Source organism: Paenibacillus albicereus (genome assembly GCF_012676905.1).
Classification (GTDB): Bacteria; Bacillota; Bacilli; order Paenibacillales; family Paenibacillaceae; genus Paenibacillus_O; species Paenibacillus_O albicereus.
Genome location: NZ_CP051428.1, coordinates 1964638 through 1987063 on the forward strand (window position 1 = coordinate 1964638; position 22426 = coordinate 1987063).

The 22426-nt window shown below is 61.4% G+C and carries 27 protein-coding genes and 1 other RNA gene; 17 read left to right on the top strand and 11 right to left on the bottom strand.

Features of this window, described 5'->3' with window-relative positions; genetic code table 11:
- Positions 1-92: 92 nt before the first annotated feature.
- Together HGI30_RS08430 and HGI30_RS08435 are read left to right on the top strand one after the other, a co-directional pair.
- Positions 93-848: a glycerophosphodiester phosphodiesterase gene (locus HGI30_RS08430; protein ID WP_168907220.1), complete on the top strand. Its 756-nt coding sequence runs from the start codon at positions 93-95 to the stop codon at positions 846-848.
- A gap of 44 nt (positions 849-892) precedes the next feature.
- Positions 893-1762 carry a DUF92 domain-containing protein gene (locus HGI30_RS08435; RefSeq protein ID WP_168907221.1) on the top strand — a complete coding sequence of 290 codons (870 nt, stop codon included), beginning with the start codon at positions 893-895 and terminating at the stop codon, positions 1760-1762.
- A gap of 152 nt (positions 1763-1914) precedes the next feature.
- Here HGI30_RS08435 and pepF read toward each other — a convergent pair whose 3' ends face one another.
- The 3 genes from pepF to HGI30_RS08450 form a co-directional block, all read right to left on the bottom strand.
- Complete coding sequence (gene pepF, locus HGI30_RS08440; RefSeq protein WP_168907222.1) at positions 1915-3717, bottom strand: oligoendopeptidase F; 1803 nt, start codon at positions 3715-3717, stop codon at positions 1915-1917.
- Positions 3718-3927: 210 nt separating this feature from the next.
- Complete coding sequence (locus HGI30_RS08445) at positions 3928-4107, bottom strand: hypothetical protein (RefSeq protein WP_168907223.1); 180 nt, start codon at positions 4105-4107, stop codon at positions 3928-3930.
- Positions 4108-4196: 89 nt separating this feature from the next.
- A complete protein-coding gene (locus tag HGI30_RS08450; RefSeq protein WP_168907224.1) occupies positions 4197-4430 on the bottom strand; it encodes a hypothetical protein in 234 nt (77 codons plus the stop codon).
- A 178-nt stretch (positions 4431-4608) separates the two neighbouring features.
- Here HGI30_RS08450 and HGI30_RS08455 point away from each other — a divergent pair, with 178 nt between their 5' ends.
- From HGI30_RS08455 to HGI30_RS08480, 6 genes are all read left to right on the top strand, one after another.
- Positions 4609-5361 carry a class I SAM-dependent methyltransferase gene (locus HGI30_RS08455; RefSeq protein ID WP_168907225.1) on the top strand — a complete coding sequence of 251 codons (753 nt, stop codon included), beginning with the start codon at positions 4609-4611 and terminating at the stop codon, positions 5359-5361.
- A gap of 103 nt (positions 5362-5464) precedes the next feature.
- Positions 5465-5662, top strand: a complete 198-nt coding sequence (locus HGI30_RS08460) for a cold shock domain-containing protein (RefSeq protein ID WP_028599500.1) — start codon at positions 5465-5467, stop codon at positions 5660-5662.
- A 275-nt stretch (positions 5663-5937) separates the two neighbouring features.
- A complete protein-coding gene (locus HGI30_RS08465; RefSeq protein ID WP_168907226.1) occupies positions 5938-6255 on the top strand; it encodes a hypothetical protein in 318 nt (105 codons plus the stop codon).
- 23 nt (positions 6256-6278) lie between these two features.
- Positions 6279-7361 (top strand): tetraprenyl-beta-curcumene synthase family protein, encoded by a 1083-nt coding sequence (locus tag HGI30_RS08470; protein WP_168907227.1) that lies wholly within the window; start codon positions 6279-6281, stop codon positions 7359-7361.
- Between the two features lie 66 nt (positions 7362-7427).
- Entirely contained in the window at positions 7428-8396 is a 969-nt protein-coding gene (gene pfkA, locus HGI30_RS08475) for a 6-phosphofructokinase (RefSeq protein ID WP_168907228.1), read from the top strand.
- A 22-nt stretch (positions 8397-8418) separates the two neighbouring features.
- Positions 8419-8622, top strand: coding sequence for a DUF3906 family protein (locus HGI30_RS08480; protein ID WP_168907229.1), 204 nt, complete (start codon positions 8419-8421; stop codon positions 8620-8622).
- Positions 8623-8766: 144 nt separating this feature from the next.
- Here HGI30_RS08480 and HGI30_RS08485 read toward each other — a convergent pair whose 3' ends face one another.
- The 3 genes from HGI30_RS08485 to HGI30_RS08495 all read right to left on the bottom strand — a co-directional run bounded on the left by HGI30_RS08485 (position 8767) and on the right by HGI30_RS08495 (position 11249).
- Positions 8767-9954 carry a putative glycoside hydrolase gene (locus HGI30_RS08485; protein ID WP_168907230.1) on the bottom strand — a complete coding sequence of 396 codons (1188 nt, stop codon included), beginning with the start codon at positions 9952-9954 and terminating at the stop codon, positions 8767-8769.
- A 126-nt stretch (positions 9955-10080) separates the two neighbouring features.
- Positions 10081-10275: a hypothetical protein gene (locus tag HGI30_RS08490; RefSeq protein WP_168907231.1), complete on the bottom strand. Its 195-nt coding sequence runs from the start codon at positions 10273-10275 to the stop codon at positions 10081-10083.
- Positions 10276-10418: 143 nt separating this feature from the next.
- The gene (locus HGI30_RS08495; protein ID WP_168907232.1) at positions 10419-11249 is read right to left on the bottom strand and encodes a YitT family protein; all 831 of its coding nucleotides are present in this window, start codon (positions 11247-11249) and stop codon (positions 10419-10421) included.
- A 171-nt stretch (positions 11250-11420) separates the two neighbouring features.
- Between HGI30_RS08495 and HGI30_RS08500 the strand changes: the two genes are divergently transcribed.
- The gene (locus HGI30_RS08500; protein ID WP_168907233.1) at positions 11421-13037 is read left to right on the top strand and encodes a degradosome RNA helicase CshA; all 1617 of its coding nucleotides are present in this window, start codon (positions 11421-11423) and stop codon (positions 13035-13037) included.
- A 188-nt stretch (positions 13038-13225) separates the two neighbouring features.
- Here HGI30_RS08500 and yjcZ read toward each other — a convergent pair whose 3' ends face one another.
- Positions 13226-13336 (bottom strand): sporulation protein YjcZ, encoded by a 111-nt coding sequence (gene yjcZ, locus HGI30_RS23030; protein WP_206110050.1) that lies wholly within the window; start codon positions 13334-13336, stop codon positions 13226-13228.
- A gap of 166 nt (positions 13337-13502) precedes the next feature.
- Between yjcZ and HGI30_RS08505 the strand changes: the two genes are divergently transcribed.
- The 3 genes from HGI30_RS08505 (at position 13503) to HGI30_RS08515 (ending at position 15025) form a co-directional block, all read left to right on the top strand.
- Positions 13503-14282 (top strand): YesL family protein, encoded by a 780-nt coding sequence (locus HGI30_RS08505; protein ID WP_168907234.1) that lies wholly within the window; start codon positions 13503-13505, stop codon positions 14280-14282.
- A gap of 44 nt (positions 14283-14326) precedes the next feature.
- Positions 14327-14512, top strand: a non-coding RNA gene (gene ssrS, locus HGI30_RS08510) — 6S RNA.
- A 123-nt stretch (positions 14513-14635) separates the two neighbouring features.
- Positions 14636-15025, top strand: a complete 390-nt coding sequence (locus HGI30_RS08515; RefSeq protein WP_028599510.1) for a DUF1499 domain-containing protein — start codon at positions 14636-14638, stop codon at positions 15023-15025.
- Between the two features lie 55 nt (positions 15026-15080).
- On the opposite strand, the gene tpx is transcribed toward HGI30_RS08515, so the two are convergent.
- Positions 15081-15593: a thiol peroxidase gene (gene tpx / locus HGI30_RS08520; protein ID WP_168907236.1), complete on the bottom strand. Its 513-nt coding sequence runs from the start codon at positions 15591-15593 to the stop codon at positions 15081-15083.
- Between the two features lie 104 nt (positions 15594-15697).
- On the opposite strand from tpx, the gene HGI30_RS08525 reads away from it, so the two are divergent.
- The gene (locus HGI30_RS08525) at positions 15698-16330 is read left to right on the top strand and encodes a rhomboid family intramembrane serine protease (RefSeq protein ID WP_168907237.1); all 633 of its coding nucleotides are present in this window, start codon (positions 15698-15700) and stop codon (positions 16328-16330) included.
- A gap of 150 nt (positions 16331-16480) precedes the next feature.
- Here HGI30_RS08525 and HGI30_RS08530 read toward each other — a convergent pair whose 3' ends face one another.
- Positions 16481-17161 carry a zinc metallopeptidase gene (locus HGI30_RS08530; protein ID WP_168907238.1) on the bottom strand — a complete coding sequence of 227 codons (681 nt, stop codon included), beginning with the start codon at positions 17159-17161 and terminating at the stop codon, positions 16481-16483.
- A gap of 26 nt (positions 17162-17187) precedes the next feature.
- Positions 17188-17625 carry a MerR family transcriptional regulator gene (locus HGI30_RS08535; protein WP_168909800.1) on the bottom strand — a complete coding sequence of 146 codons (438 nt, stop codon included), beginning with the start codon at positions 17623-17625 and terminating at the stop codon, positions 17188-17190.
- Positions 17626-18056: 431 nt separating this feature from the next.
- Between HGI30_RS08535 and HGI30_RS08540 the strand changes: the two genes are divergently transcribed.
- The 3 genes from HGI30_RS08540 to HGI30_RS08550 are packed head-to-tail and all read left to right on the top strand — an operon-like array spanning position 18057 to position 21274.
- Positions 18057-19391 carry an ammonium transporter gene (locus tag HGI30_RS08540; protein WP_407945016.1) on the top strand — a complete coding sequence of 445 codons (1335 nt, stop codon included), beginning with the start codon at positions 18057-18059 and terminating at the stop codon, positions 19389-19391.
- Positions 19392-19448: 57 nt separating this feature from the next.
- A complete protein-coding gene (locus tag HGI30_RS08545; protein WP_168907240.1) occupies positions 19449-20519 on the top strand; it encodes a DUF294 nucleotidyltransferase-like domain-containing protein in 1071 nt (356 codons plus the stop codon).
- Between the two features lie 20 nt (positions 20520-20539).
- The gene (locus tag HGI30_RS08550) at positions 20540-21274 is read left to right on the top strand and encodes an exonuclease domain-containing protein (RefSeq protein ID WP_168907241.1); all 735 of its coding nucleotides are present in this window, start codon (positions 20540-20542) and stop codon (positions 21272-21274) included.
- Here HGI30_RS08550 and HGI30_RS08555 read toward each other — a convergent pair.
- Positions 21248-21718: a M67 family metallopeptidase gene (locus tag HGI30_RS08555; protein ID WP_168907242.1), complete on the bottom strand. Its 471-nt coding sequence runs from the start codon at positions 21716-21718 to the stop codon at positions 21248-21250. The two genes, HGI30_RS08550 and HGI30_RS08555, sit on opposite strands and share 27 nt — an antisense overlap.
- A gap of 109 nt (positions 21719-21827) precedes the next feature.
- Here HGI30_RS08555 and HGI30_RS08560 point away from each other — a divergent pair, with 109 nt between their 5' ends.
- Complete coding sequence (locus HGI30_RS08560; protein ID WP_168907243.1) at positions 21828-22391, top strand: TlpA family protein disulfide reductase; 564 nt, start codon at positions 21828-21830, stop codon at positions 22389-22391.
- Positions 22392-22426: the final 35 nt, after the last annotated feature.

A 22426-nucleotide genomic window follows, 5' to 3' on the forward strand; every position in this document is an offset into this window, starting at 1 on the left:
GCGTTGAGAAGTCCGCGGGACGGTGAGCCCGCGTTGAGAAGTCCGCGGGACGGTGAGGCCGCGTTGAGAAGTCCGCGGGACGGTGAGCCGCGTTGAGGAATCCATGCGTCGCGCATCGCGGCTGGTCCAGCCTCGCGCCGGAAAATACGCTTGCGGCGCTGCGGCTCGCCGCCGATGCGCCCGATATCGGATGGGCCGAAATCGACGTCCAGCTGTCCTCGGACGGGGTGCCGGTGCTGCTGCATGACCGCCGGCTCCGCCGCACGGCCGGCGGCAGCCGCAAGGAGCCGGGCGACCTGACGGCCGCTCAGCTCGCCCGGCTCGACGCGGGGAGCTGGTTCTCGTCCCGGTATCGGGGCGAGCCTGTGCCGACGCTCGCGCAAGTGCTGTGCGAGCTCGGCGGTCGGCTGCGCTTCAACATCGAGCTCAAGCGCCACGGCGGACCGGACGGCCTGGAGGAAAAGGTGCTCGCGGCGGTGCGGGAAGCCGGCATGGAGCAGCGCTGCGTGCTCACCTCATTCAGTCGCGGCGCGCTGCTCCGGCTGCGGGAGCTGGGCGGCACGGTCCCGACGGGCCTCATCGCGGACAGCTGGAGCAGCCGCTTGCCGGAGGAGCTGCCGGCGCTCGGCTGCAGCCTGCTGTCCATCGACTACCGCGCCTTGAACCGCGAGCGGCTGCGCAGCCTTCGCGAGCGCGGACTGCGCGTCATGGCATGGACGATCGACGATTACCGGATCATCCGGCAGTACGCCTTGATGGATGACCGGCTCATGATATGCACCAACGATCCGGCGCGCTGGCGGGAGGCGATGCGCAGCCTGCCGCAGCCGGACCGGATCGAGGACTGACCGCGAGCCGCGAGCGTTCGCGGCTGCGTGAAGGGAGGAAGAGGATGGACGCATGGAGCCTGCTGGACGGCCAACCGCTGCTGAGGCTGGCCGCGGCGGCCGCCGGAGCGGCGTTGATCGCCGGCGCCGCCTGGCGCCTGCGGGCGCTGTCCGGCTCGGGAGCGATCGCCGCAGCGGGGCTCGGCACCGGTTATGTCGCGCTGGGCGGACCGTTCTGGTTCGGCCTGCTGCTGGCGTTTTTCGTCAGCTCGACGTTATGGTCGAAGTGGAAGAAGCATCACCGGGCCAAGGCGGGCGCGGAGCGCAACTATGCCAAAGGCAGCCGCCGCGACGCCGGGCAGGTGCTGGCGAACGGAGGAGCGGGCCTGCTGGCTTGCGCCGCCTATGCGGTCTGGCCGGAGCCGTGGCTGGCGCTCGCCTATGTGGGCGTCATTGCGAGCGTCAACGCCGACACCTGGGCGACCGAGATCGGCGCCCTCAGCCGCAGCCTGCCGCGGTCCGTGCGCACGCTCCGCCGCGTGCCGGCGGGCACGAGCGGCGGCATCACGCCGCTCGGCACGACGGCGGCGCTGCTCGGCGGCGCCTTTATCGGCGCGGCCGGCGCGCTGCTGGCGGCCGCCGCGCCGCTTGGCTGGGGCGCGGCGGCGGCCGCGCCGTCGCCGTCGCCCGTCGCGCTGCTGGCCGCCGGCGCGCTGGCCGGCCTGGCCGGCGCGCTCGCCGATTCCTGGCTCGGCGCGACCGCCCAGGCCATGTACCGCTGCCGTTCCTGCGGCAGCGAGACGGAGCGCGCCGAGCATTGCGGCCGCCCGGCCGAGCGCGTGCGCGGCTTCGCCTGGATGACCAACGATGCGGTCAACCTCGTCTCGTCGCTGCTTGCCGGCGCGCTAGGAGCGGCGATAGCGCTGCTGGCGTAGGACGGGCTGGAGCGCATAGGCGCAGCCGCCGGCGGACGGTTCCCAGACAGCGGCCCGAGCGATCCGGCTTTTCCCGGAGCGCTTCCGTTGCAGAATAAAAAAGCCTTTCCCAAGCATCGAGGCTCGGGAAAGGCTTTTCGGCTTTTTCGCGGTTAGTTGCCCGAAGAGTCGACGAGCTCCTCGAGCTGGCGGATGACGTCCTCGAACACGCTCATGGCCTGCTCGATCGGCTCCGGCGAGCTCATGTCGACGCCGGCCTTGCGCAGGATGTTGATCGAGAAGTCGCTGCCTCCGCTCTTCAGGAAGCCGAGGTAGCGGTCGACCGCCGGCTGGCCTTCGTCCAGGATCTGCTTGGCGAAGCTCGTCGCCGCCGAGAAGCCGGTCGCGTACTTGTAGACGTAGAAGCTGTTGTAGAAATGCGGAATGCGCGCCCATTCCATCTCGATGTCCTTGTCGACCGTCATGCCCTTGCCGTAGTACAGCTCGTTGAGGCCGTAGTAGATCTTGGACAGCTCCTGCGGCGTCAGCGACTCGCCGGCTTCCGCCTTTTCGTGGATGATCTTCTCGAACTCCGCGAACATCGTCTGGCGGAACACGGTCGTGCGGAACTGGTCCGCATAGTACGTGAGCAGGTACATCTTTTCCTTGCGGTCGGTCGACTTCTTGAGCAGGTGGTCCATGAGCAGCGCCTCGTTGAGCGTGCTGGCGACCTCGGCGAGGAAGATCGTGTACTGCGCGTCGCGGTACTTCTGATTGCCGTCGGAATAGTACGAGTGGAGCGCATGGCCCATCTCATGCGTCAGCGTGAACATGCTGTTGAGGTTGTCCTTATGGTTGAGCAGCACGTACGGGTGCGTGCCGTAGGCTCCCCAGCTGTAGGCGCCGCTGCGCTTGCCTTCGTTCTCGTAGACGTCGATCCAGCTGTCCGTATAGCCTTGCTGCAGCGCCTTGCCGTAGTCCTCGCCGAGCGGCTTCAGGCTTTCAGCCGTAATCTTCTTCGCTTCGTCGAACGTGATCTTCATGTCGAACTCGTCCACGAGCGGGGCGAACAGGTCGTACATGTGAAGCTCGTCGACGCCGAGCAGCTTTTTGCGCAGCTCCATGTAGCGGTACATGAGCGGCAGCGAGCCGTGCACCGTGTCGATCAGGTTCGTGTAGACCGTCTTGGGGATGTTGTCGCCGTAGAGGGACATCTCGAGCACGGACGGGTATTTGCGCGCCTTGGCGTAAAAGACGTTCTTGGTCACGTTCGCGCTCAGCGTCGAGGCGAGCGTATTCTTGAGCTTGCCGTATGTATCGTACATCGCCTTGAACGCCTCGCGGCGGACGTTCTGGTCGCGGCTTTCCAGGAATTCGATGTAGCGGCCGTGCGACAGCTCGACCTCCTCGCCTTGCTCGTTCCGGACCTTTGGAAACTTGAGGTCGGCGTTGTTGAGCATGCTGAAGATCGTGTTCGGCGCGCTGCTGATGTTGCCGACCTGGGCGAGCAGCGACTCTTCGCTTTTGGAAAGGATGTGGGCCTTCTGCCGCTTCATCTCCTCGAGCGTATGCTTGTACGGAGCAAGCTGAGGATCGGCGATGAACGCCTCGAGCTTTTCCTCCGGCAGCGCGAGCACTTCCGGCGTCAGGAAGCTGAGGGCTTCTCCGGCCTCGACGCTGAGCTTCTGGGACTTCTCGGACAGCGCCTGGTATTGCGGCTCCGCCGTATCTTCATGATGCTTCATGTTGGCGAACACGTACAAGCGCTCCACGTGATAGCCGATGTCGTCCTCGAGCTCGAAGCATTCCTTGAGGCGGGACGCCTCCGAGAGCGTTCCTTGGAACGAGGCGGCCGAGCGGATCAGTTCCTTGGCCTTGTCGTACTCTTTGGTCCAGGCGGCTTGATCGGAGAAAATGTCTTCGAGCTTCCAACGGTACTCCGGTGCGGTTTCGGAACGTTTCGGTACTTGGCTCATGATAGCCCTCCTCGGAAGGTTCGGTAGTGGAGCCGCGTCCGCGGTCCCGGAGACGGGGCGGACCGGCGCGGCGGGCGGAGCGCCGGCAGCGACGCGCGGCGCGGTCCCGCCCAGCAGGCTCAGCGACAGCAGCAAGGGCAACCAGTTCATCGGGGGCAGGCCTCCATCGGGAATAAGAATACCCTGTAGTATGCCTGCCTGCGGCTTGCCTTATGTTCCCATGCGGAACAAGGAAGCGACAAGGAAGATGAACGCGATGGAGACGAGGGCGATCGTGCTGATCGCGAGCGGCCTGCGGACTCGGTCCGGCAGCGACGACCGGTTCATGAGGACGATCGCGGCCAGGCAGAAGCTGGCGATGATGAAGATGACGGCATTGGTGGTGTCCATCCGGGCAAGGCTCCTCCATTTTATGGGAATAAATCGATGGATGCGTGTTAGCTTCGCGAAGGGCGGCGTCGAATCCTGCCGCCAGCCGGCTAAACGTCGCGCAAATTTTGCAGGATCGCTTCGAGCTCTTCCTCGCGGCCTTCGAACTTCTCCGGACGGAAGCGGTTCTCCGCCCAGTGCATCAGCTCCGGCCGGCTCAGGAACGTATGGCACTCCTCGCCCCACTGATCGGAAATCTCCCTGGCGATGATCGTCTTGCCGTGGACTTCCACGTTCAGCATATTGTATTTGTCGGTCTTGTAGATCAGATGCTTTTTAATCATAGGTTCAAACTCCCTTTCTCTGTCGGACTTGCTATCCCTTCATCATAGCGTTAGAAATCGTTGCAAAGCAACCGGGAGTAGGGTTAGGATGGAAAGGCATCCAGTTCATGAGAAAAAAAGGATGCTCCGCCGTCGCCGCGAGAGCGGCGGGGAAGACGAGAAGAGGAGAGATGAACGAATGAATCCATCCACAGGTGAAGGCCGCGTTCCCCGATTCGAGCCGGGATCGTTCAGCCGGGAGCAGTACGAGCAGGCGGGCGTCGCGATGACTTGCCGCAGCTTCTCGGAGTACGCCGCGATGTTCGAGCTGGACCCGCAAGCCTTCCGAGGCCTCGTCGTCGCAGATGCGGCCGCGGGGGCATCTTCCTTCTGCGCGGGAGCGAGGGCGGCAGGGGCGGATGCCTACGGCTACGACCCGCGCTTCGGCGAGCCGCTCGGCAGCTGGGCGCTGTCGGCGCAAGAGGAGATCGAGCTGTCCACGGCCAAGCTGCACGCGCTGAAGGACAAGTTCGACTGGAGCTACTACGGCTCGCTGGAGCGCCACCGGGCGGAGCGCGTCGCCTCGCTGCAGTCCTGCCTGGCCGATCGAGCCTCGGCGGAAGGGGAAGGGCGTTATGTGCAAGCTGCCTTGCCGGTCTTGCCTGCTCCGGACGGGAGGTTCGACCTCGTGCTCTGCAGCCATTTCCTGTTCCTCTATGCGGAGCAGTTCGGCTACGGCTTCCATCGCGACGCGATCCTGGAGCTGATGCGCGTCTGCCGACCGGGCGGGAGGGTGCTGATCTACCCGCTGCTGTCGCTTAGGAGCGAGCCTTATCCGGAGCTGGACCGGCTGCTGGACGAGATCCGAGCGGCCGGCGGGCGGCCGTCCCTGAGGAGCTCGAAGCTGCCTTTTCTGCCCCGGTCGACCCAGTTCCTCGACATTGCCCGGTAAAGAACGGCTATAGCCGTCTCGACCTCATTGCATTCAGGGAACGGCAAGTGTATAATGGGCTTATTCGCTGCTTCAAGCAGCGTCATTTTAGGAGGTTGTTCATTTGAAAGGAACAGTTAAGTGGTTCAACGCAGAAAAAGGCTACGGCTTCATCCAGGTTGAGAACGGCGAAGACGTATTCGTTCACTTCTCTGCGATCCAAGCAGAAGGCTTCAAGTCCCTCGACGAAGGCCAAGAAGTTGAATTCGACATCACGGACGGCAACCGCGGTCCTCAAGCTGCGAACGTAGTCAAGCTGTAAGATCCGCTTCGTCGGATTCGCTTATCATAGAGCAAGATAAGGCCCCTTTCGAGGGGCCTTATTTTTTTTTCATAGCGTAGCGCAAGCCTCGGCATCCGTCTTCCAGAAGCGGAGGGAGCGCTTGCGCCTGTTTTGTCCATGCGTTTTGTCTCTGCCTCCGGACTTCAAGCCAGCCCTCGCCCCGTCTGATTAAAGCTTTCGCGGCGCCGGCCGTTTTCCGCTTCGACACTGGATTTTAAGGCATCAGGATGGTAAAGTATCAATGGAGGTTTACCATGAGGGACCGTTACTTCGCACCGGACGCCAGGCTCGGAATCGACCTGCCCAGGCTGGATCGGAATTGGGATGACTATGACGCCGCGGAGCAGATGGGGATCGTGGAGCAGTGGGAGCTGATCCGCGGCCGCATACCGGACGTCATCTTCGGTCTGGAGAGACGGATCGTCCTTTTGCAGCGCGAGCTGGACGACGAAGAGGACTTCGTCCGTTCCTGCCGCCTCAATTCCGATATCGCCGAGCTGGCTAGCCGCATCAATGACCTGCATATTTGGTACCGCGTCAATCAGGAGATTGAAGCGCGGCGCCATTCCTGACGACCGCTAGGAGGGCGCCTCGAATGAACGACAGGACGATCGGAGCCGTCAAGGCTCCATCCAAGCCGATGAACTTGATGTACCGCGTGTACCGCTACGTGCTTCCCGGAGTATCGGCGGAGCTGGATGCCCTGCGCCGCCGGGCGGAGAGGATTCCCGATCCCGAGCTGCGGACGCAAGCGCTCGCGAGCATGAAGGACAAGCGGTTCCACTGCCAGGGGGGCTGCGTCTACGCGATCCTCGATCCGTCCAAGCGGCATCTGCTCATTCCGCTTATCGTCGCGCTGCAGACGATCAGCGACTACCTGGACAACCTGTGCGACCGCAGCACCTCGCTCGACGCGGACGATTTCCGCCTGCTGCATCGCTCGATGCTCGATGCGGTCGATCCGGAGGCCGAGCTGACCAATTACTATGCGCTGAGGGCCGAGCAGGACGACGGAGGCTACCTGCATCATCTCGTGCGGACCTGCCAGCAGGCCGTGCGGCAGCTGCCGGGCTACTCGGCCGCGCAGCCCGAGGTCACGCGGCTCGTCTCGCTCTACGGCGACCTGCAGGTGTACAAGCACATCCGCAAGGACCTGCGGGAGGAGCAGCTGCTCGCCTGGTGGGAGCGGCATCGGCATCTCTGCCCCGAGCTTCGCTGGAACGAGTTCGCCGCCGCGACGGGATCTACGCTCGGCATGTTCGCTCTGTTCACGGCGGCCGTAGATCCCGGACTGACGGCGGAGGGAGCCGCTCGCGTGCGGAGCGGCTATTTCCCGCATGTATGCGGCCTCCACATTCTGCTCGATTATTTGATCGACCAGGAGGAGGACCGCGCCGGCGGCGACCTCAATTTTTGCAATTATTATCGGGATACCGGAGAAGCGGCGGCCCGCATCGGAGCCATCGTCGAGCAGGCGCGCGCGGATGCGAGAGCTCTGCCTGACCCCGGCTTCCACCGCCTGATCGTCGAGGGGCTGCTAGCCCTGTATCTGTCCGATCCCAAGGTGGGCGGGCAAGAGGACGTCAGGCAGGTATCCCGGACGCTCATGAAAGGCAGTCCGCTCGCCAGGCTGTTCTTCCTGCTCAACAGCGTCTGGATTCGCCGGATCCGGGCTTAGAGAGCTTCCCGTACCGGCTTCGCTTTCCCCTAGAACCTATACTAACGCGTCATTGGAGGACCTACTATGTCAGCAGTCAAATCCATCGCCGTCCTTACGAGCGGCGGAGATTCCCAAGGGATGAACGCGGCGGTGCGCGCCGTCGTGCGCAGCGCGCTTTATCACGGCCTGGACGTATACGGCGTGCAGCGCGGCTATCAGGGCTTGATCAACGATGACCTGCGCCCGATGGACCTGCGCAGCGTCGGCGACATCATCCAGCGCGGCGGCACGATCCTGCAGACGGCCCGCTGCAAGGAGTTCATGACTCCGGAGGGCCAGCAGAAGGGCGCCGAGGTGCTGCGCGAGCGCGGCATCGACGGACTCGTCGTCATCGGCGGCGACGGCTCGTACCAAGGAGCCAACAAGCTGAGCAAGCTCGGCATCAAGACGATGGGGCTGCCGGGCACCATCGACAACGACATTCCGTTCACAGACTTCACGATCGGCTTCGATACGGCGGTCAGCATCGTCGTCGACGCCATCAACAAGCTGCGCGATACGATGACGTCGCATGAGCGCTCCTCGATCGTCGAGGTCATGGGACGCCACTGCGGCGACATCGCCCTGTACGCGGGACTGGCGAGCGGAGCGGAGACGATCCTCGTGCCGGAAGTTCCTTACGATCTGGACGAGGTCTCCCGCCGCATGCAGGACAACTTCCGCCTCGGCAAGCGCCACAGCATCATCGTCGTGGCCGAAGGCGCAGGCAAGGGGCAGGACGTAGCCGACCACATCACGGGCTGCTGCGGCATCGATCCGCGCGTCACGGTGCTGGGCCACATCCAGCGCGGAGGCGCGCCGACGCACAACGACCGCGTGCTGGCGAGCCAGCTCGGCGACTTCGCCGTGCGCCAGCTCATGGCGGGCGAGTCGGCCAAGTCCTGCGGCATCATCAAAGGCGAGCTGACGGCGACGGACATCGACCTCGTCGTCAACACCAAGAAGCCGTTCAACATGGACATGTACAACCTGGCCCTTCGTCTGTCCCAATAAGCCGCAGAGGAGGGCGAGCCCCTTGTTCCTGTACAAAATCGAGCTGCAGCTGCCGGAAGGCAAGCAGGCGCATCTGATCGTGCTCGCGGCGAGCGACGAGAAGGCGTTCTCCTACGTCGAAAGCCATGCGCAGCGGCATTTCCTGCATACGCCTGAGCTCCAGTCGATCGCCATCATCGAGAAGAAGCGGCCCGAGCCGGGCAGCGGCTATCTGATCGAAGGCTGATCTGCATCCAATGCCGAAGCGGCCGCAGCGTCCCCACCGGGGGCGCTGCGGCCGCTTTTTGGCGTGGCACGGCAAAAAAGCGGGAGGAGGCAGGTTTCCCTGCCGCCTCCCGCTCGCAGAATGAAGGCGAGGATGAGTCCGTCGTTACTTATAATCCGCTTCCGTGTAGTTGTTGCCGGCGTTCCAAAGCAGGTACTCCTTGACTCCGGTGTCTCGGAGCGCCCGGATCTGCGCCTCGACCTCGGCCTTGCCGTATTGGATATAGTTGCCCTTGCCGAGCCAGCTTGCCGTGAAGTCCTGGATCCAGGGGCGGATGACCGGCTTGAAGCTGCCGATCGGATCCAGCTTCTTGTGCGTGTCCACCATCGAGCCCTTGATGACGTCGTAAGGCTTCGTATCCGGCGCGTCGGCGCCGTACCAGCCGGTCGAATAATGGCTGGGATAGACCATCGGGCTGATGACGTCGACGTACTTCGAGATTTTGACGAAATCCTGTCCGATGCCCTCGGCAGCCGGGACGGAGGCGGCATAGCCGAAGATGTCGACCGATACCCGTACGCCGAGATCAGCCATCTGCTCGCGCGCGTACTTGACGAATCCGGCGACCGCGTCGACGCGGCTGATGTCGGTCTTCTCGTATTTGAGCGAGTCGGCTTTCTTTTCGAAGCCTTCCGGAAAGCGCACGTAATCGAACTGGATTTCCTTGAAGCCGAACTTGACCGCTTCCTTGGCGACGGCGATGTTGTAGTCCCATACTTCCTTGGCGTAAGGGTTGACGAAGCTGTCGCCCTTGCCGTTCTTCCACACGCTGCCGTCGGCGCGCACGAAGCTCAGCTCCGGATTTTTCGCCGCCAGCACCGTGTCCTTGAAGACCACGATCCGGGCGATCGGGTAGACTTTATTCTGCTCCAGCGTCTTCATCAGTGCTGGAAGGTCCTTGATGTATTTCTTGGCCGTGCCCATCTTCAGCAGCTCCGGATTGTCGGTCGGATAGGTGATGTAGCCGTAATCGTCCTTGATGTCGACGACCATGCTGTTGAGCTCGGTCCGGTTGAGCAGCGAGAGCAGCTTCTCGAGCCGGGCTCCGCCGGCGCTGTGGGCCGTCGCGTAGATTCCCTTGACCTCGGGCGCGTCCGGCTGGGGATCCTTCTTGACGAACTCGCCGCCGGCGTCCGGAGCTTGCACCTCCTTGGCAGGCATCGCGATGACCGGCTTGCCCGCCGCAGCGTTCACGTAGGACGCCATCATCTGATGGGAAGCGTCCGACTCCGGACCGTTCCCGCCCGACATCAGCTGCATCAGCAGCAGCATCGTTGAATACACCATTTCCATTCTGTTCTCTCCCTATGTACTCTTCTCATGAGATTATAAAACAAGTTCCGACAAGCTGACACAAGAAATTTCAACTAAAAAAGGCCCGCCAGCGGCGGGCCTTCGGCCTTCTCGGGTCGAGAAGGGTCAATGCAGAAGCGTCAGCTTCTGGTATTCGCAAATGCTGTGCTGCACGATTTCCATCGCGTCGGACGGCTCCAGCACGGACAATCCGTCCCGAAGGACGATTTTGAGATCAAGCTCAGGCGCCGTAAGGAAGGAATGAAGTTCGGGCGCCAGCTTTTCCACAATCCTCGAAAGTTTGACCGTTTCCACTTCCACCTTGCATCACCCTTTCTCAACTAGATAACAGGGCAGATCGCTGGGGCATGAAACAATGAACTACGGGATAGACCCAGTATACTCCAAGGAGCGGGCCGAGGAAAGGGAAGGGGGATAAATCCGCTTCCGCCTGCCTGTCAGGATCAGCCGTTGCGCCGGAAGTCGCCCATGACTCCGACCGTCTCCACGATGTTCACGAACGCTTTGGGATCGAGGCGGCGGACCATCCTCTTCAGCTCGTCGAGCTCGTAGCGCGTCGTCACCGTCATGAGCATGTCGCGCTCCTCGGACGAAAAGGCGCCTCTCGTTTTCACGATCGTCACGCCGCGCGGGCGGGAAAGCATCTGCTGGAGCAGCTCCTCCGTCTTCTGCGTCACGATGAAGGCCGTCACCTTGAGGTGGCGGATGTGGATGAGATCGACGACTTTGCCGGCGGTGAAGATGGAGATCAACGAATACAGCGCGATGTCCCAGTTGCCGGTGAAGACGACCAGAATGCCGATGACGAGGCCGTTCAGCACAAAAATCATCATGCCGACCGGAAGGTCGCGGCTGCGGCTGATGATCGACGCGATGATGTCGAAGCCGCCGGAGGAGCCGCCTGCCCGCAGGCAGAGGCCGGTTCCGAAGCCGAGCAGCAGCCCGCCGAACACCGAGGAGAGCAGGATGTCCTGCGCCAGCGGCTGGACCGGAACGAGCTGCATGAAGGCGCTGGCGGCGGCGACGGAATAGCTGCTCCAAAAGACGAAGCGGCGGCCGAGGGTGAACCAGCCCCAAGCGAGGACGGGGACGTTGAGCGCCAGATACAGCCAGCCGATGTTGCTTTTCGTCAGGTAGCCGATCATCATGGCGATTCCCGAGATGCCGCCGCTCAGGAGCTGGTCCGGAATGAGGAGGATGTTGAAGGCCGCTGCGATGAGCAGCGATCCGGTCGAGACGGCAAGCCAGGAGGCGAATGCTTGGTAGGGCTTCATGCTTCCTCCATTTCCGCCGCCGGCAGGGCTTGTCCCCGGGCGGCCACTCCGTTTGCACACGCCCGTAGTATGGCTATTTGCCTGCGACTGGTATTCACCCGGATCTTTGTGCTATACTTAACAGGATATTTTTGAAGCGAGCTTCGCAAAGAGAAGGAGTTTGAATAAGATTTGAAAACATTTGCAGAATTTGGCCTCGACGCTAAGGTGTTGCAGGCAATTACAGAGCTGGGGTTCGAGGAATCCACGGCAATTCAAGATAAGGCCATCCCGATCGCCCTCGCCGGCAGCGATCTCATCGGCCAGGCCCAGACGGGCACGGGCAAGACAGCCGCATTCGGCATCCCCCTCATCAACAACATCCCGACGAGCGAGGACCGCATCGTGGCGCTCATCATGACCCCGACCCGCGAGCTGGCGATCCAGGTCGCCGAGGAGATCGGCAAGCTGTCCCGGTTCAAGGGCATCCGTTCCCTTCCGATCTACGGCGGACAAGAGATCGGCCGCCAGATCCGCGCTCTCAAGAAGCGTCCGCAAATCATCATCGGCACTCCGGGCCGTCTGCTCGACCATATCAACCGCAAGACGATCAAGCTGGACGACGTGCAGCATGTCGTGCTTGACGAGGCGGACGAAATGCTCGACATGGGCTTCATGGAGGACATCACGTCCATCCTGAGCCTCGTGCCGGAACAGCGCCAGACGATGCTCTTCTCGGCGACGATGCCTCCGAACATCCAGCGTCTCGCCCAACAGTTCCTCAAAAATCCCGAGCATGTCTCGGTCATCCCTAAGCAGGTCACCGCTCCAACGATCGCCCAGGCCTACATCGAGGTGCATGAGCGCCAGAAGTTCGACGCCCTCAGCCGCCTGCTCGATATGGAAAGCCCAGAGCTCGCCATCATCTTCGGCCGCACGAAGCGCCGGGTCGACGAGCTCAGCGAAGCGCTGCAGAAGCGCGGCTATTCCGCCGACGGCCTGCACGGCGACCTGAGCCAGAACCAGCGCGACAACGTCATGCGCAAGTTCCGCGACGGCAGCATCGACGTGCTCGTCGCGACGGACGTCGCCGCCCGCGGCCTCGACGTATCCGGTGTGACGCATGTCATCAACTTCGACCTGCCGCAGGATCCGGAGAGCTATGTCCACCGCATCGGCCGTACCGGCCGCGCCGGCAAGGAAGGCACGGCTTGGAGCTTCGTCACGCCTCGCGAGACGGATCACCTGCACTTCATCGAGAAAGTGACCCGCCAGCGCATCAACAAAAAGCCGGTTCCTTCCATCGCGGAAGCGATCGAGGGCAAGCAGCGCATCACGGCGGAGCGCATCATCGAGATCGTGCAGACGGACAGCTTCCAGGAGTACAAAGGCATCGCCATCCAGCTGCTGGAGCAGTACGACTCCGTCAACGTGCTGGCATCGGCCATCAAGCTGATTACCGGCGAGAAGAAGGATGTCAGCATCGAGCTGACGCCGGAGGATCCGATCCGCGCCAAGAAGCGCCGTCCGGACGTACGTTCCAGCGGACGCCGGTTCACGGGCAGCGGCTACGGCGGCAATCGTGGCGGCAGCGGCGGCGGCAGCGGAAGCGGCAGCGCTCCTCGGGGACGCAGCGGCTACGGCAGCGGAAGCGGCAGCAGCTATGGCGGCAACCGCGGCGGCAGCCGCGACGGCTACAAGCCGAGAGGCGAGAGCGGACGCAGCTACGAGAACCGTGGCGAGAACCGCGGCGGCGGCGATCGTCGACCGACTCCGAAGTTCTCGTCGGACGATTTCGTCAACCAATAATTGTCGCGCGACGCGCGACAACGAAAAAGCCGGGACGACCGCTCTTGCGGTTTTCCCGGCTTTTCGCTTGCGAAAAATAGGTGAGTCGCCGTTTCATGCCTTGCCCGATCCGGCGGACATGCCGTGAGGACCGTGCTTATCCTGGCAGCCAGGAATCCCGTAGTCCGGTCCTGGACGGCATCAGCGGATCAGTACCAGAATGCACGTGCGATGATGACCAAAAGAATGAACAGGACCAGAATGGCTCCCGTGCTGTAACCGCCGAAGCCGCCACCGAATCCTCCGTAAGCTGCGCCCATATCGACACCTCCTGTGAAATGGATTGATTTGGGTGAAGCTGATGTCATTGTATGCAAGGGACGCCTGTACGGACAGGACGAACGCCCGGGTGCGATATAGTTGGGCTTCCGAGGGGATCCAGGTTATAATAGAAGGGACTAGTCAGCTGGGGGGATTGAATTACACATGGAAATGAGAGGCATCATGGGCGGCTTTTACCGCCTTTCGGAATGGATCATGAGGCTTGCAGTCATCAATCTGCTGTGGGTCGTCTGTTCCATCCCGTTCGCGTTTCTGGTCCTGACCGCGTTCCTGTCCACCGGGATCGAGAATATCGACGTGGCTCAGAGCTTCTTCAGCTGGATGTTCCTCGCGCTCGTCGTTGCGCCGTTTACGCTGTTTCCGGCTACGGCCGCGATGTTCGGCGTCGCCCGCAAGTGGGTCATGGGCGATCTGGACGTGCCGCTGTTCAAGACCTTCTTCCGGAACTACAAAGAAAACTATGTGCAGAGCATGGTCGGCGGCATCTTGTATGCGCTTCTTTTCGCCATCATGATCGTGGACTACCGGGTGTACATGAACAATCCGAGCCTGCAGATCGTTTCGTACATCTTCATCGGGCTCATGCTTCTGCTTTCCATTTCCGTCTTCAATTTCTTCTCGATGGTCGTGCATTACCACATGAAGACGTTCCAGCTGCTCAAGAACGCCATCCTGATTACGATCGGGCGGCCGCTGCGCTCGTTCTCCACGGCGATCGTGGCCGGATTCATCCTGTACATCAGCTTCACGAAGTTCACGTTCCTCATTCCGTTCTTCATGGGCAGCGTCATCGCTTACTTCGCGTTCTGGAACTTTTACCTCGTCTACCAAAAGGTTCAGTTGCAGCTCGAGGAGAAGAACCGACTGGCTGAGGAAGAGGCGGATATCGTGGACACGGAGCTTGGGGACGGGGCCAAGAAGTAAAGCGCCGAATTTTACTTTTGCGGCCGCAAGGCTTATAATAGCTATACATCCTGCGATGCACGTTACGGCTTCAAATTGTTTTGAACCAATGGCTGTTTCCCGGGAGTTCAACATCGATGTGCGGCTGACACGCCTTCATTTCATGGAGGATCTCAAAGGCAGATCTGAGGACACCCACCTGCGAGAGCGGGTTCAGAAACAAGCGAGCCGGACGGCATTGCGGGACTTACATTTTAGAGTTCAAGACGACTCTGACAGCTGTCAGAGCCTTTTTTTTGAATCGGCATGTCAATTTGCCGGTATAGGTATATGAGCCACACCCTTATACATAGATGTCGGAGGGGGAATCATCCTTGCTGAAACGGACGCTATTCGGTTTGCTGCGCAGCTTCGAGCAGTCGGGGGACAAGGCGAAGGATCCGCTGCTCAAGTCCCATTACTACAAGCTCTCCAAGGACAAAGCTTTTGATGAGGTGCTGAGCACGCTCAAGAAGATGCAAGGCTACAAGGTGTTGCATGATGTGCCGTCGGTCGGCGAAATCGTCCTCGAAAAGCGGACCGTCACGGGCCGTACGATGGACATTACCGTTTCCGTCATCGGTACGGGGCCCGTCACGTCGGCGGTCGACATCTATTCCGCCTCCCGCGGCTCGCTTGGAGACCTCGGGGCCAACTACAGGGTCATCCTCGATATTTACCGCACCCTGGACAAAAAGCTGGCGGCCGTCAAGACGACCTCCTGAACAAGCAAAAAGCGAGCGAAGGACACGGTCCCTGCTCGCTTTTCTGTTGCCGGCCCTATAGCAGCGCGCGTACTGCTTCGACGGCGGCTTCGTAGTTCGGATGCTCGGTCATCTCGCCCAGCACTTCGACATAACGGATCGTATCGTCGGCGTCAAGGACGAAAATCGACCGCATGTCGAGGCCGAACTCCTTGATGTAGACGCCGTAGGCTTGGCCGAATTCATTGCCCTTGTAGTCGGAAAGAAGGACGACTTTGTCGATGCCGGCAGCGCCGCACCAGCGGGCTTGAGCGAAAGGCAGGTCTGCGCTCACCGTCAGCACGGCCACGTTGTCCCCGAGCTTCGCCGCTTCCTCGTTGAAACGGCGGGTCTGGGCGTCGCAAACGCCGGTGTCGATGCTCGGCACGACGCTGATCAGCTTGACCTTGCCCGCATAATCGCCGAGCGTGGCCGTGTCGACAAGCGATTTGTTGAGGGTGAATGCAGGTGCCTTGTCGCCTGCTTGTAGCTCCGGGCCGACCAGCGTGATCGGATTGCCCTTGAAGCTTGCCTGACGTTCTTGAGCCATCGGATAGGTCCTCCTTCAGTTGCAACCATGGAATAGGAAATGCCTTTTCAATTATAAACATTCGCTAACCCGGTTGTCCAATCGGGGAAGAAGGGGAGAGCCTCATGATTTTCCTGCGTTACGAAAGCTTTCGGGGATACCTGAAGTCGTATCCCGTCACGTCGATCCTGATCGCGCTGAACCTGCTCCTTTTTGCCGGACAGCTGCTGACGAACGATCGTTTGACGAGTGAACTCCTGTTCGTCCAGTGGCAGGATCTGCCGGGCTATGCCGACAACGCCTACGGCCTCCAGGAGCCTTGGAGGTACGTCACCTCGATCTTCGTGCACGGCAGCCTGCAGCATTTGTTCTTCAACTTGTTCGCCTTGCTCGTATTCGCCCCGCCGCTGGAGCGGCTCATCGGCTCCTGGCGCTATACGCTGCTCTACGTGCTGAGCGGCATCGCCGGCAATGTGCTGTCCGCTGTCGCGGTCACAGGTCTTCAGTCCTCCTTGGGCGCTTCCGGCGCCATCTACGGTGTCTACGGCGCGTATCTCTTCATGGCGCTGCACCGCAAGGGCATGATGGATGAGAGCTCGGTCAAGACCGTCTACATGATTCTGATCCTCGGGGTCGTATCGCTGCTGTTCTATTCCAACATCAACTGGTACGCTCATCTGGGCGGTCTGATCGGCGGCTATCTGATCTACGCCGCGATGGACAACAAGGAGCGCTACCGCCGAGCTCGCCATCGTTGAGGCGAACTCCGACCGTGCTGGAGCCGGCAGGCCGAACAAGATGCCGCTCGATGCGTTCGAGTAGCGGCAGCTCGCGCGCTGCCGCTACGATCGGCCTGCAACAGAAAAAGCCCCTTCCGTCGAAAGACGGAAGGGGCTTTTTGCTATGCGCTACTCGCGATTGCTGAAGAAGATCATGATGTACTTCACGAGCTCCAGCAGGGAGATGAGGGCGGCCGCGACGTAGGTCAAGGCGGCGGCGTTGAGCACTTTGGATACTCCGCGCTCCTCCTCGTTGGTGATGAAGCCTTCGGACACCATCAGCTCGCGGGCCCGGCTGCTGGCGTTGAACTCGACCGGCAGCGTGATGAGCTGGAAGGCGACGGCGACCGAGAAGAAGATGATGCCGATGCCGATCAGGCCGGTCGCCTGGAACAGGAAGCCGCCGATCAGCAGGAACGGCGCGATGCCGGAAGCGAAGTTGACGACCGGGAAAATCCGGTGGCGCAGCGTCAGCATCGGGTAGCTCACCTTATGCTGGATCGCATGACCGACCTCGTGGCAGGCGACCGAGATGGCCGATATGGAGCTCTCGTAGTAGACCGGCTCCGACAGGCGCACGACGCGGTGGATCGGATCGTAGTGGTCGCTCAGGCGTCCGGGCACCGGCTCGATCGGCACGTCGTACAGTCCGTTCGCATCAAGCAAGCGGCGTGCCGCCTCGTAGCCGGTCAACCCGCTCATCGCCGGAACCTCAGCCCAGCGGTTGAACGTGCCCTTGACTCTGAACTGCGCCCAGATCGACAGAGCGAAGGCGATCAGGATCAGGAAATCCATCGGATGAAAAAACATGCAATCCCTCCATCTTTCGTCGTTGGCTACATGAAGTTGCCCTTGTTCAGAATCAGCATCAGCGCCTCGATGCATGCCGCGGTCTGCGGGATGAGGCGCTTGACGGCCTGATTGGCCTGCTTGGGCTTCAGATTCTGAATGACGGGCTCAAGCTCCTTGACCTCGCGCTCGAGCTGCGTCAGATGCAGCTGAAGATCGCTCAGCCGCTGCGTGACATGGGACACCGATGAAACCTTGGTCCAGCTGTCCAGGGCTTGCTTGATTTCGTCCAACGTATATTTTTCTTTCTTCAACTGTTCTATACGCTGGAGGCGTTCCAAGGTTTCACGGCTATACAGGCGATAATTGCCCTCCGAACGGGCTTCCGGCTGGATCAGGCCCAGCTTCGTATAATAGTCGATCGTTCTGGAGCTGACCTCAGCCTGCTTGGACAATTCGCCGATCTTGAGCAGTTGTTCAGCCATTTCTCCTCCACCATCCTTCAATGAACCCTTGATTCTCTCTGTAAACTATGATAATCGGTAAGCCTTCATGCCGTCAAACCCAGCCATTTCCTGTTCCGATCCTTGGCCGAGGCAAAAGGAGCGTCTGTCGAGAAAGCTGACATGAGAATGAGCATCCTGCATGTTTCTTTATTTGTAAAGGATCTAGTTCCGGTTTTGCATCAAACCCGAAGTATGGCCTGCTAGGATCGTCCTCTTTTGCATAAAACGGCTCTAAAACTTAACATTCGTTACGATGTGAAAGAGGAACGTTTGATATTCTTTTCGTTTCTGAAAAATAGGTTATTGTCAAAGCAGGTACTTCTGACTATAATGGCATTAAGTCTTTCATTTTACGTTAGATAACATTACATTAGGGAGTGGTCGTAGTGGTCAAAAAGATGCTGATATCCATGAGCGCATTGCTGGTGCTGTTCCCGGCGATGGCGTTCGCAGAGGATCCTTCGGGCGCGACGCTCAACATGGGTCTGAATGCCCTGTGGGTGATGCTGGCGGCAGTGCTGGTGCTGCTCATGCAAGGAGGCTTCATCCTGCTCGAGACGGGCTCGACCCGCATGAAGAACGCCGGTCACGTCGCCGGCAAGACGATCTTCACCGTCGGCCTCTGCTCCTTGATCTACTGGGCGTTCGGCTACGGCATCGCCTTCGGCGGATCTGGCAACGACTTTTTCGGGTGGGGCGACTTCTTCTTCGATCCAGCCAAGACGTCGGTCGACAACGGCCTTCCGACCACGATCTTTTTCCTGTTCCAGCTCGCGTTCGCGGCTGTGTCGCTGTCCATCGCCTGGGGCGGCTTCGCGGAGCGCGCCAAGCTGTCGGTGTACCTGATCTTCACCATTCTCTTCACGGCACTCATCTATCCGGTCGTCGCCCACTGGATCTGGGGCGGCGGGTTCCTCGCCCAAGACGGCGCGCAGGACTTCGCCGGCTCTACGGTCGTCCACTTGACCGGCGCCCTGGCCGCTCTGGCGGGCACGATCCTGCTCAAGCCGCGCATCGGCAAGTTCAACAAGGACGGCTCCGCCAATGAGATCCTCGGACACAATCAAGTGTTCACGGCTCTGTCGGTGCTCATCCTGTGGGTAGGCTGGTTCGGCTTCAATGCCGGCTCCACGGTCGCCATCGGCGACGGCTTCTTCGGCTTCGTCGCCTTCAACACCCAGCTGGGCGCAGCCGGCGGCGCGGTCGCGGCGCTGCTCATCTCCTGGGCGGTGCTGGGCAAAGCCGACATCGGCACGACGCTGAACGGCGCGCTCGCCGGCCTGGTCGCCATCACGGCTTCCTGCGCCTTCGTCGACCCGTGGGCGGCTGTCGTCATCGGCCTGGTCGCCGGCGTCCTCGTCTTCTACAGCGTCCGCTTCTTCGAGAAAATGAAGATCGACGATCCGATCTACGCCCTCTCCGTGCACGGCGCGGCCGGCATCTGGGGCACGCTCGCCAACGGCATCTTCGCGACGGAGGAGCTCGCGTCCAAAGTCGGCGTCGGCCAAGGCGGCCTGATCGATACGGGCAACTGGCATCAGCTGTGGGTGCAGTTCGAGAGCGTCGTCATCTGCGGCGTGTTCGTCCTCGCCGCGAGCTTCATCCTGCTCGGCATCATGAAAGCCGTCATGGGACTGCGCGTCACGGAAGAGCAGGAGATCGCCGGCCTCGACCTGAGCGAGCACGGCAACTACGGCTATCCGGAGCAGCTCAAAAAACCTTCCGGCCAGAATATCCAAGCGTAGCGAAATCTGCTACACTTCATCCAGAGCTTGGATCAGGCCAGAGGGGAGAGACGCCGCATGACAGACCCGGGTTGGCATCAGCTGCTTCACGGAATCGCCCGAGCGGATGATTCCGCCAGCCTGCATCGCCTTCGCGAGCTTGTCCACGACCGCATGGTCGCCCGGCTGCCCCAGCAACAGACAGAACAATTCTATGCCGAGCTGAATGATGCGCACGACGCCATGATCCGTCGCGCCATCCAGCTGGCCCAAAGCGAAGTGGCGCGGCTCGGGATGGGAACTCCCCCCGCGCCATTCGCTTATTTGTTGTTCGGAAGCGGCGGGCGAAGGGAACAGACGTTGCTCAGCGATCAGGACAGCGGCATCGTCTACGGCGATTCGCCGGACGAGCGCGGGAAGGAAGAAAGCCGCCGCTATTTCGCCGCTCTGTCGGAGCAGGTCGTCCGGCTGCTGCTGGGAGCGGGCTATCCGCTCTGCGAGGGCAACGTGCTGAGCAGCAACGCGGAGTGGTGCCGTCCGCTCTCCAGCTGGCTCGAGAGGCTGGGCGGCTGGTTCGCGGAACCGGCGTGGGAGCCGGTGCGCTACCTGCTGATCGTGGCGGACAGCCGCTGCGTGTTCGGCGAGACGGAGCTCCATGACCGGCTCATGGCTTACTTTTATCGAGACGTCATCCAGCAGCCCGTCATCGTGAAGCGGATGCTGGAAAATACGATGAAGCACAAGGTGCTGCTCAATGTATTCGGTCAGCTCCTGCGGGAGCCGTACGGGGAGGATGCGGGCAGCCTCGACATCAAGTACGGGGCCTACATCCCGATGGTCAATGCCGTCCGTCTGCTTGCGGTCGAGGCGAACCTGCGCGAGACGGGCACGCTGGAGCGAATCCGCGCGCTGGAGCAGCGCGGTCTCGTGCAGGCGGCGGAAGCGGCGGAGTGGATACAGACGTTCCGTCTGTTCCTGCGACTGCGGATGATGACGACCGAGCGCATCGAGAACGGCCGTTTCATGACGAACGGCAAGCTGAGCTCGCGCAAGCTGTCCAAGGAAATGGCGGAAGAGCTGAAGGCCGGCCTCAAGGTCGGCAAGAAGCTGCAGCGGCGCGTGTACCGACATACGATGAACAGGCTCTGACGGGATGGAAAGGAGTCCACATGAAAGAAAGCAAAGGCGTCAGCCGAATGTGGCAGCTGTACAAGATGGGGGGCGTCACGCCGGCCATCGCGTCCATGCTGGGAGCGCAGAACGCGCAGCAGATGGCCTTTATGCGGGCGGTCAATCGGGATCTGCGCAAGCACTCCCTGCTGGACACGCCATTCGACGAGCTGGAGACCGTCGTGTTCGACCTGGAGACGACGGGATTCTATCCGTACAATGGAGACGAGATCATCAGCTTCGGCGCCGTGCTGCTGAAGGGAGGGGAGCCGGTCGAGGGAAAGACGTTCTACAGCCTCGTCCATCCGAAGCGTAAAGTCCCCCTTCATATAACAGAGCTGACCGGCATCACGAATGCGATGGCCGAGGACGCGCCGGAGCTGGCCGACGTGCTGCATGATTTCATGGACTTCTGCGGCAAGCGCCTGCTCATCGCGCATGGCAGCGGCCATGACAAGCAGTTCCTGAATGCCGCCTTGTGGAAGACGTTCAAATGCAATCTGACCCATCGCGTGCTCGACACGATGATGGTCGCCAAGTGGCTCCAGCCCGGCAGGGAGGCGTACGGCCTCGACGAGCTGCTGGCCGAGGAGCGCATCCCGATCACGCGCCGCCATCATGCCCTGGAGGACTGCTTCATGCAAGCCCGGTTGTGGCGGACGTACCTCGGGCGGATTCGCTCCCGCAACATCCACACGCTCGGCGATCTATACGCTTATCTGAGCCAGCACTGAGCGTTGGAGACCGTCTGGACCTGCTGCGTAGGCGGACAGCTCCGGGGAGGCTTCGTTTTCCAACGATACGATCCACATGCCCGGCCCTTCGGCGAGTCCGAAGGGCTCTTTGGCACGCGGGGCTCCGGTCCAGAACGCGGAGCGGCGATCTTCCTCCGAAGGCTCGGACGGACCGTAGGGATGGGAATGGTAGACGGCGACGGGACGGAGGGCGGAGCGAACGAGGCGGTAGTGCATCGCGACCCACTCGGCGGGATCGAGCCGATAGTGGCGGCGCGGATCGGGATGCGAATTGCGAAGCGGCAAAACCCGCGTGACGATGCCGCGAGGATCGTCCGCGGCCGCCGCGGCGATGCCGCAAGCCTCCTCCGGCGCCGCATGGCGGCACAAGGCGATCAGCTCCCGGTACGCGGAGGCGGAGAGGAGATAATCGGGATCGTTCATAGCGGAAGCTCCTTTGGGGAATCATGGGAGGACCGGCCTTGAGTCGGCCTCCTCATTCATGATACCATGTCGGTGACAGGAAGACGGCGGTAGCGAAGGAAGGTAGAGCATGAAAAAGGGATTAACCGTGCTGATCCTGCTGGCGGCGGTGCTGGCAGGCGGCTGGATTTGGATGGATCGCGCGGACATACCGCTCGGCGCTGGGTTGTTCGCGGGTGGAGACTCCAAGCCGAAGGAAGGCTACGATGCGCCCGCGTTCTCGCTGCCCGGCCTGGACGAGAAGACATACGCGGTCGGCGGCGCGCGCGAGAAGCCGGTGCTGGTCAACTTCTGGGCCTCCTGGTGCGGCCCGTGCGACGCCGAGGCGCCGGACTTGCAGGAGCTGTACGAAAAATACGGCGATCGGGTCGATTTTTACGGAGTCAACTCCACCGACTATGATCGCGAGCGCGACGCGCGCGCCTTCGTGGACGAAAAGAAGCTGACGTTCCCGATCCCGATGGACCGGGACGGAACGGCGACGAAGGCGTACAAGGTGAGCAACTTTCCGACATCGCTGCTGATCGGAACCGACGGCAAGGTCAAGGAACGCATCACCGGCGTCATCACCAAGAAGCAATGGGAGCAGAAGCTGGATGACCTGCTCGCGGAGCCGCCGAACAAAGGCGCTTGAAGCCGGCGCGAAGCAAAGGAAAGGGCAGCATCCTC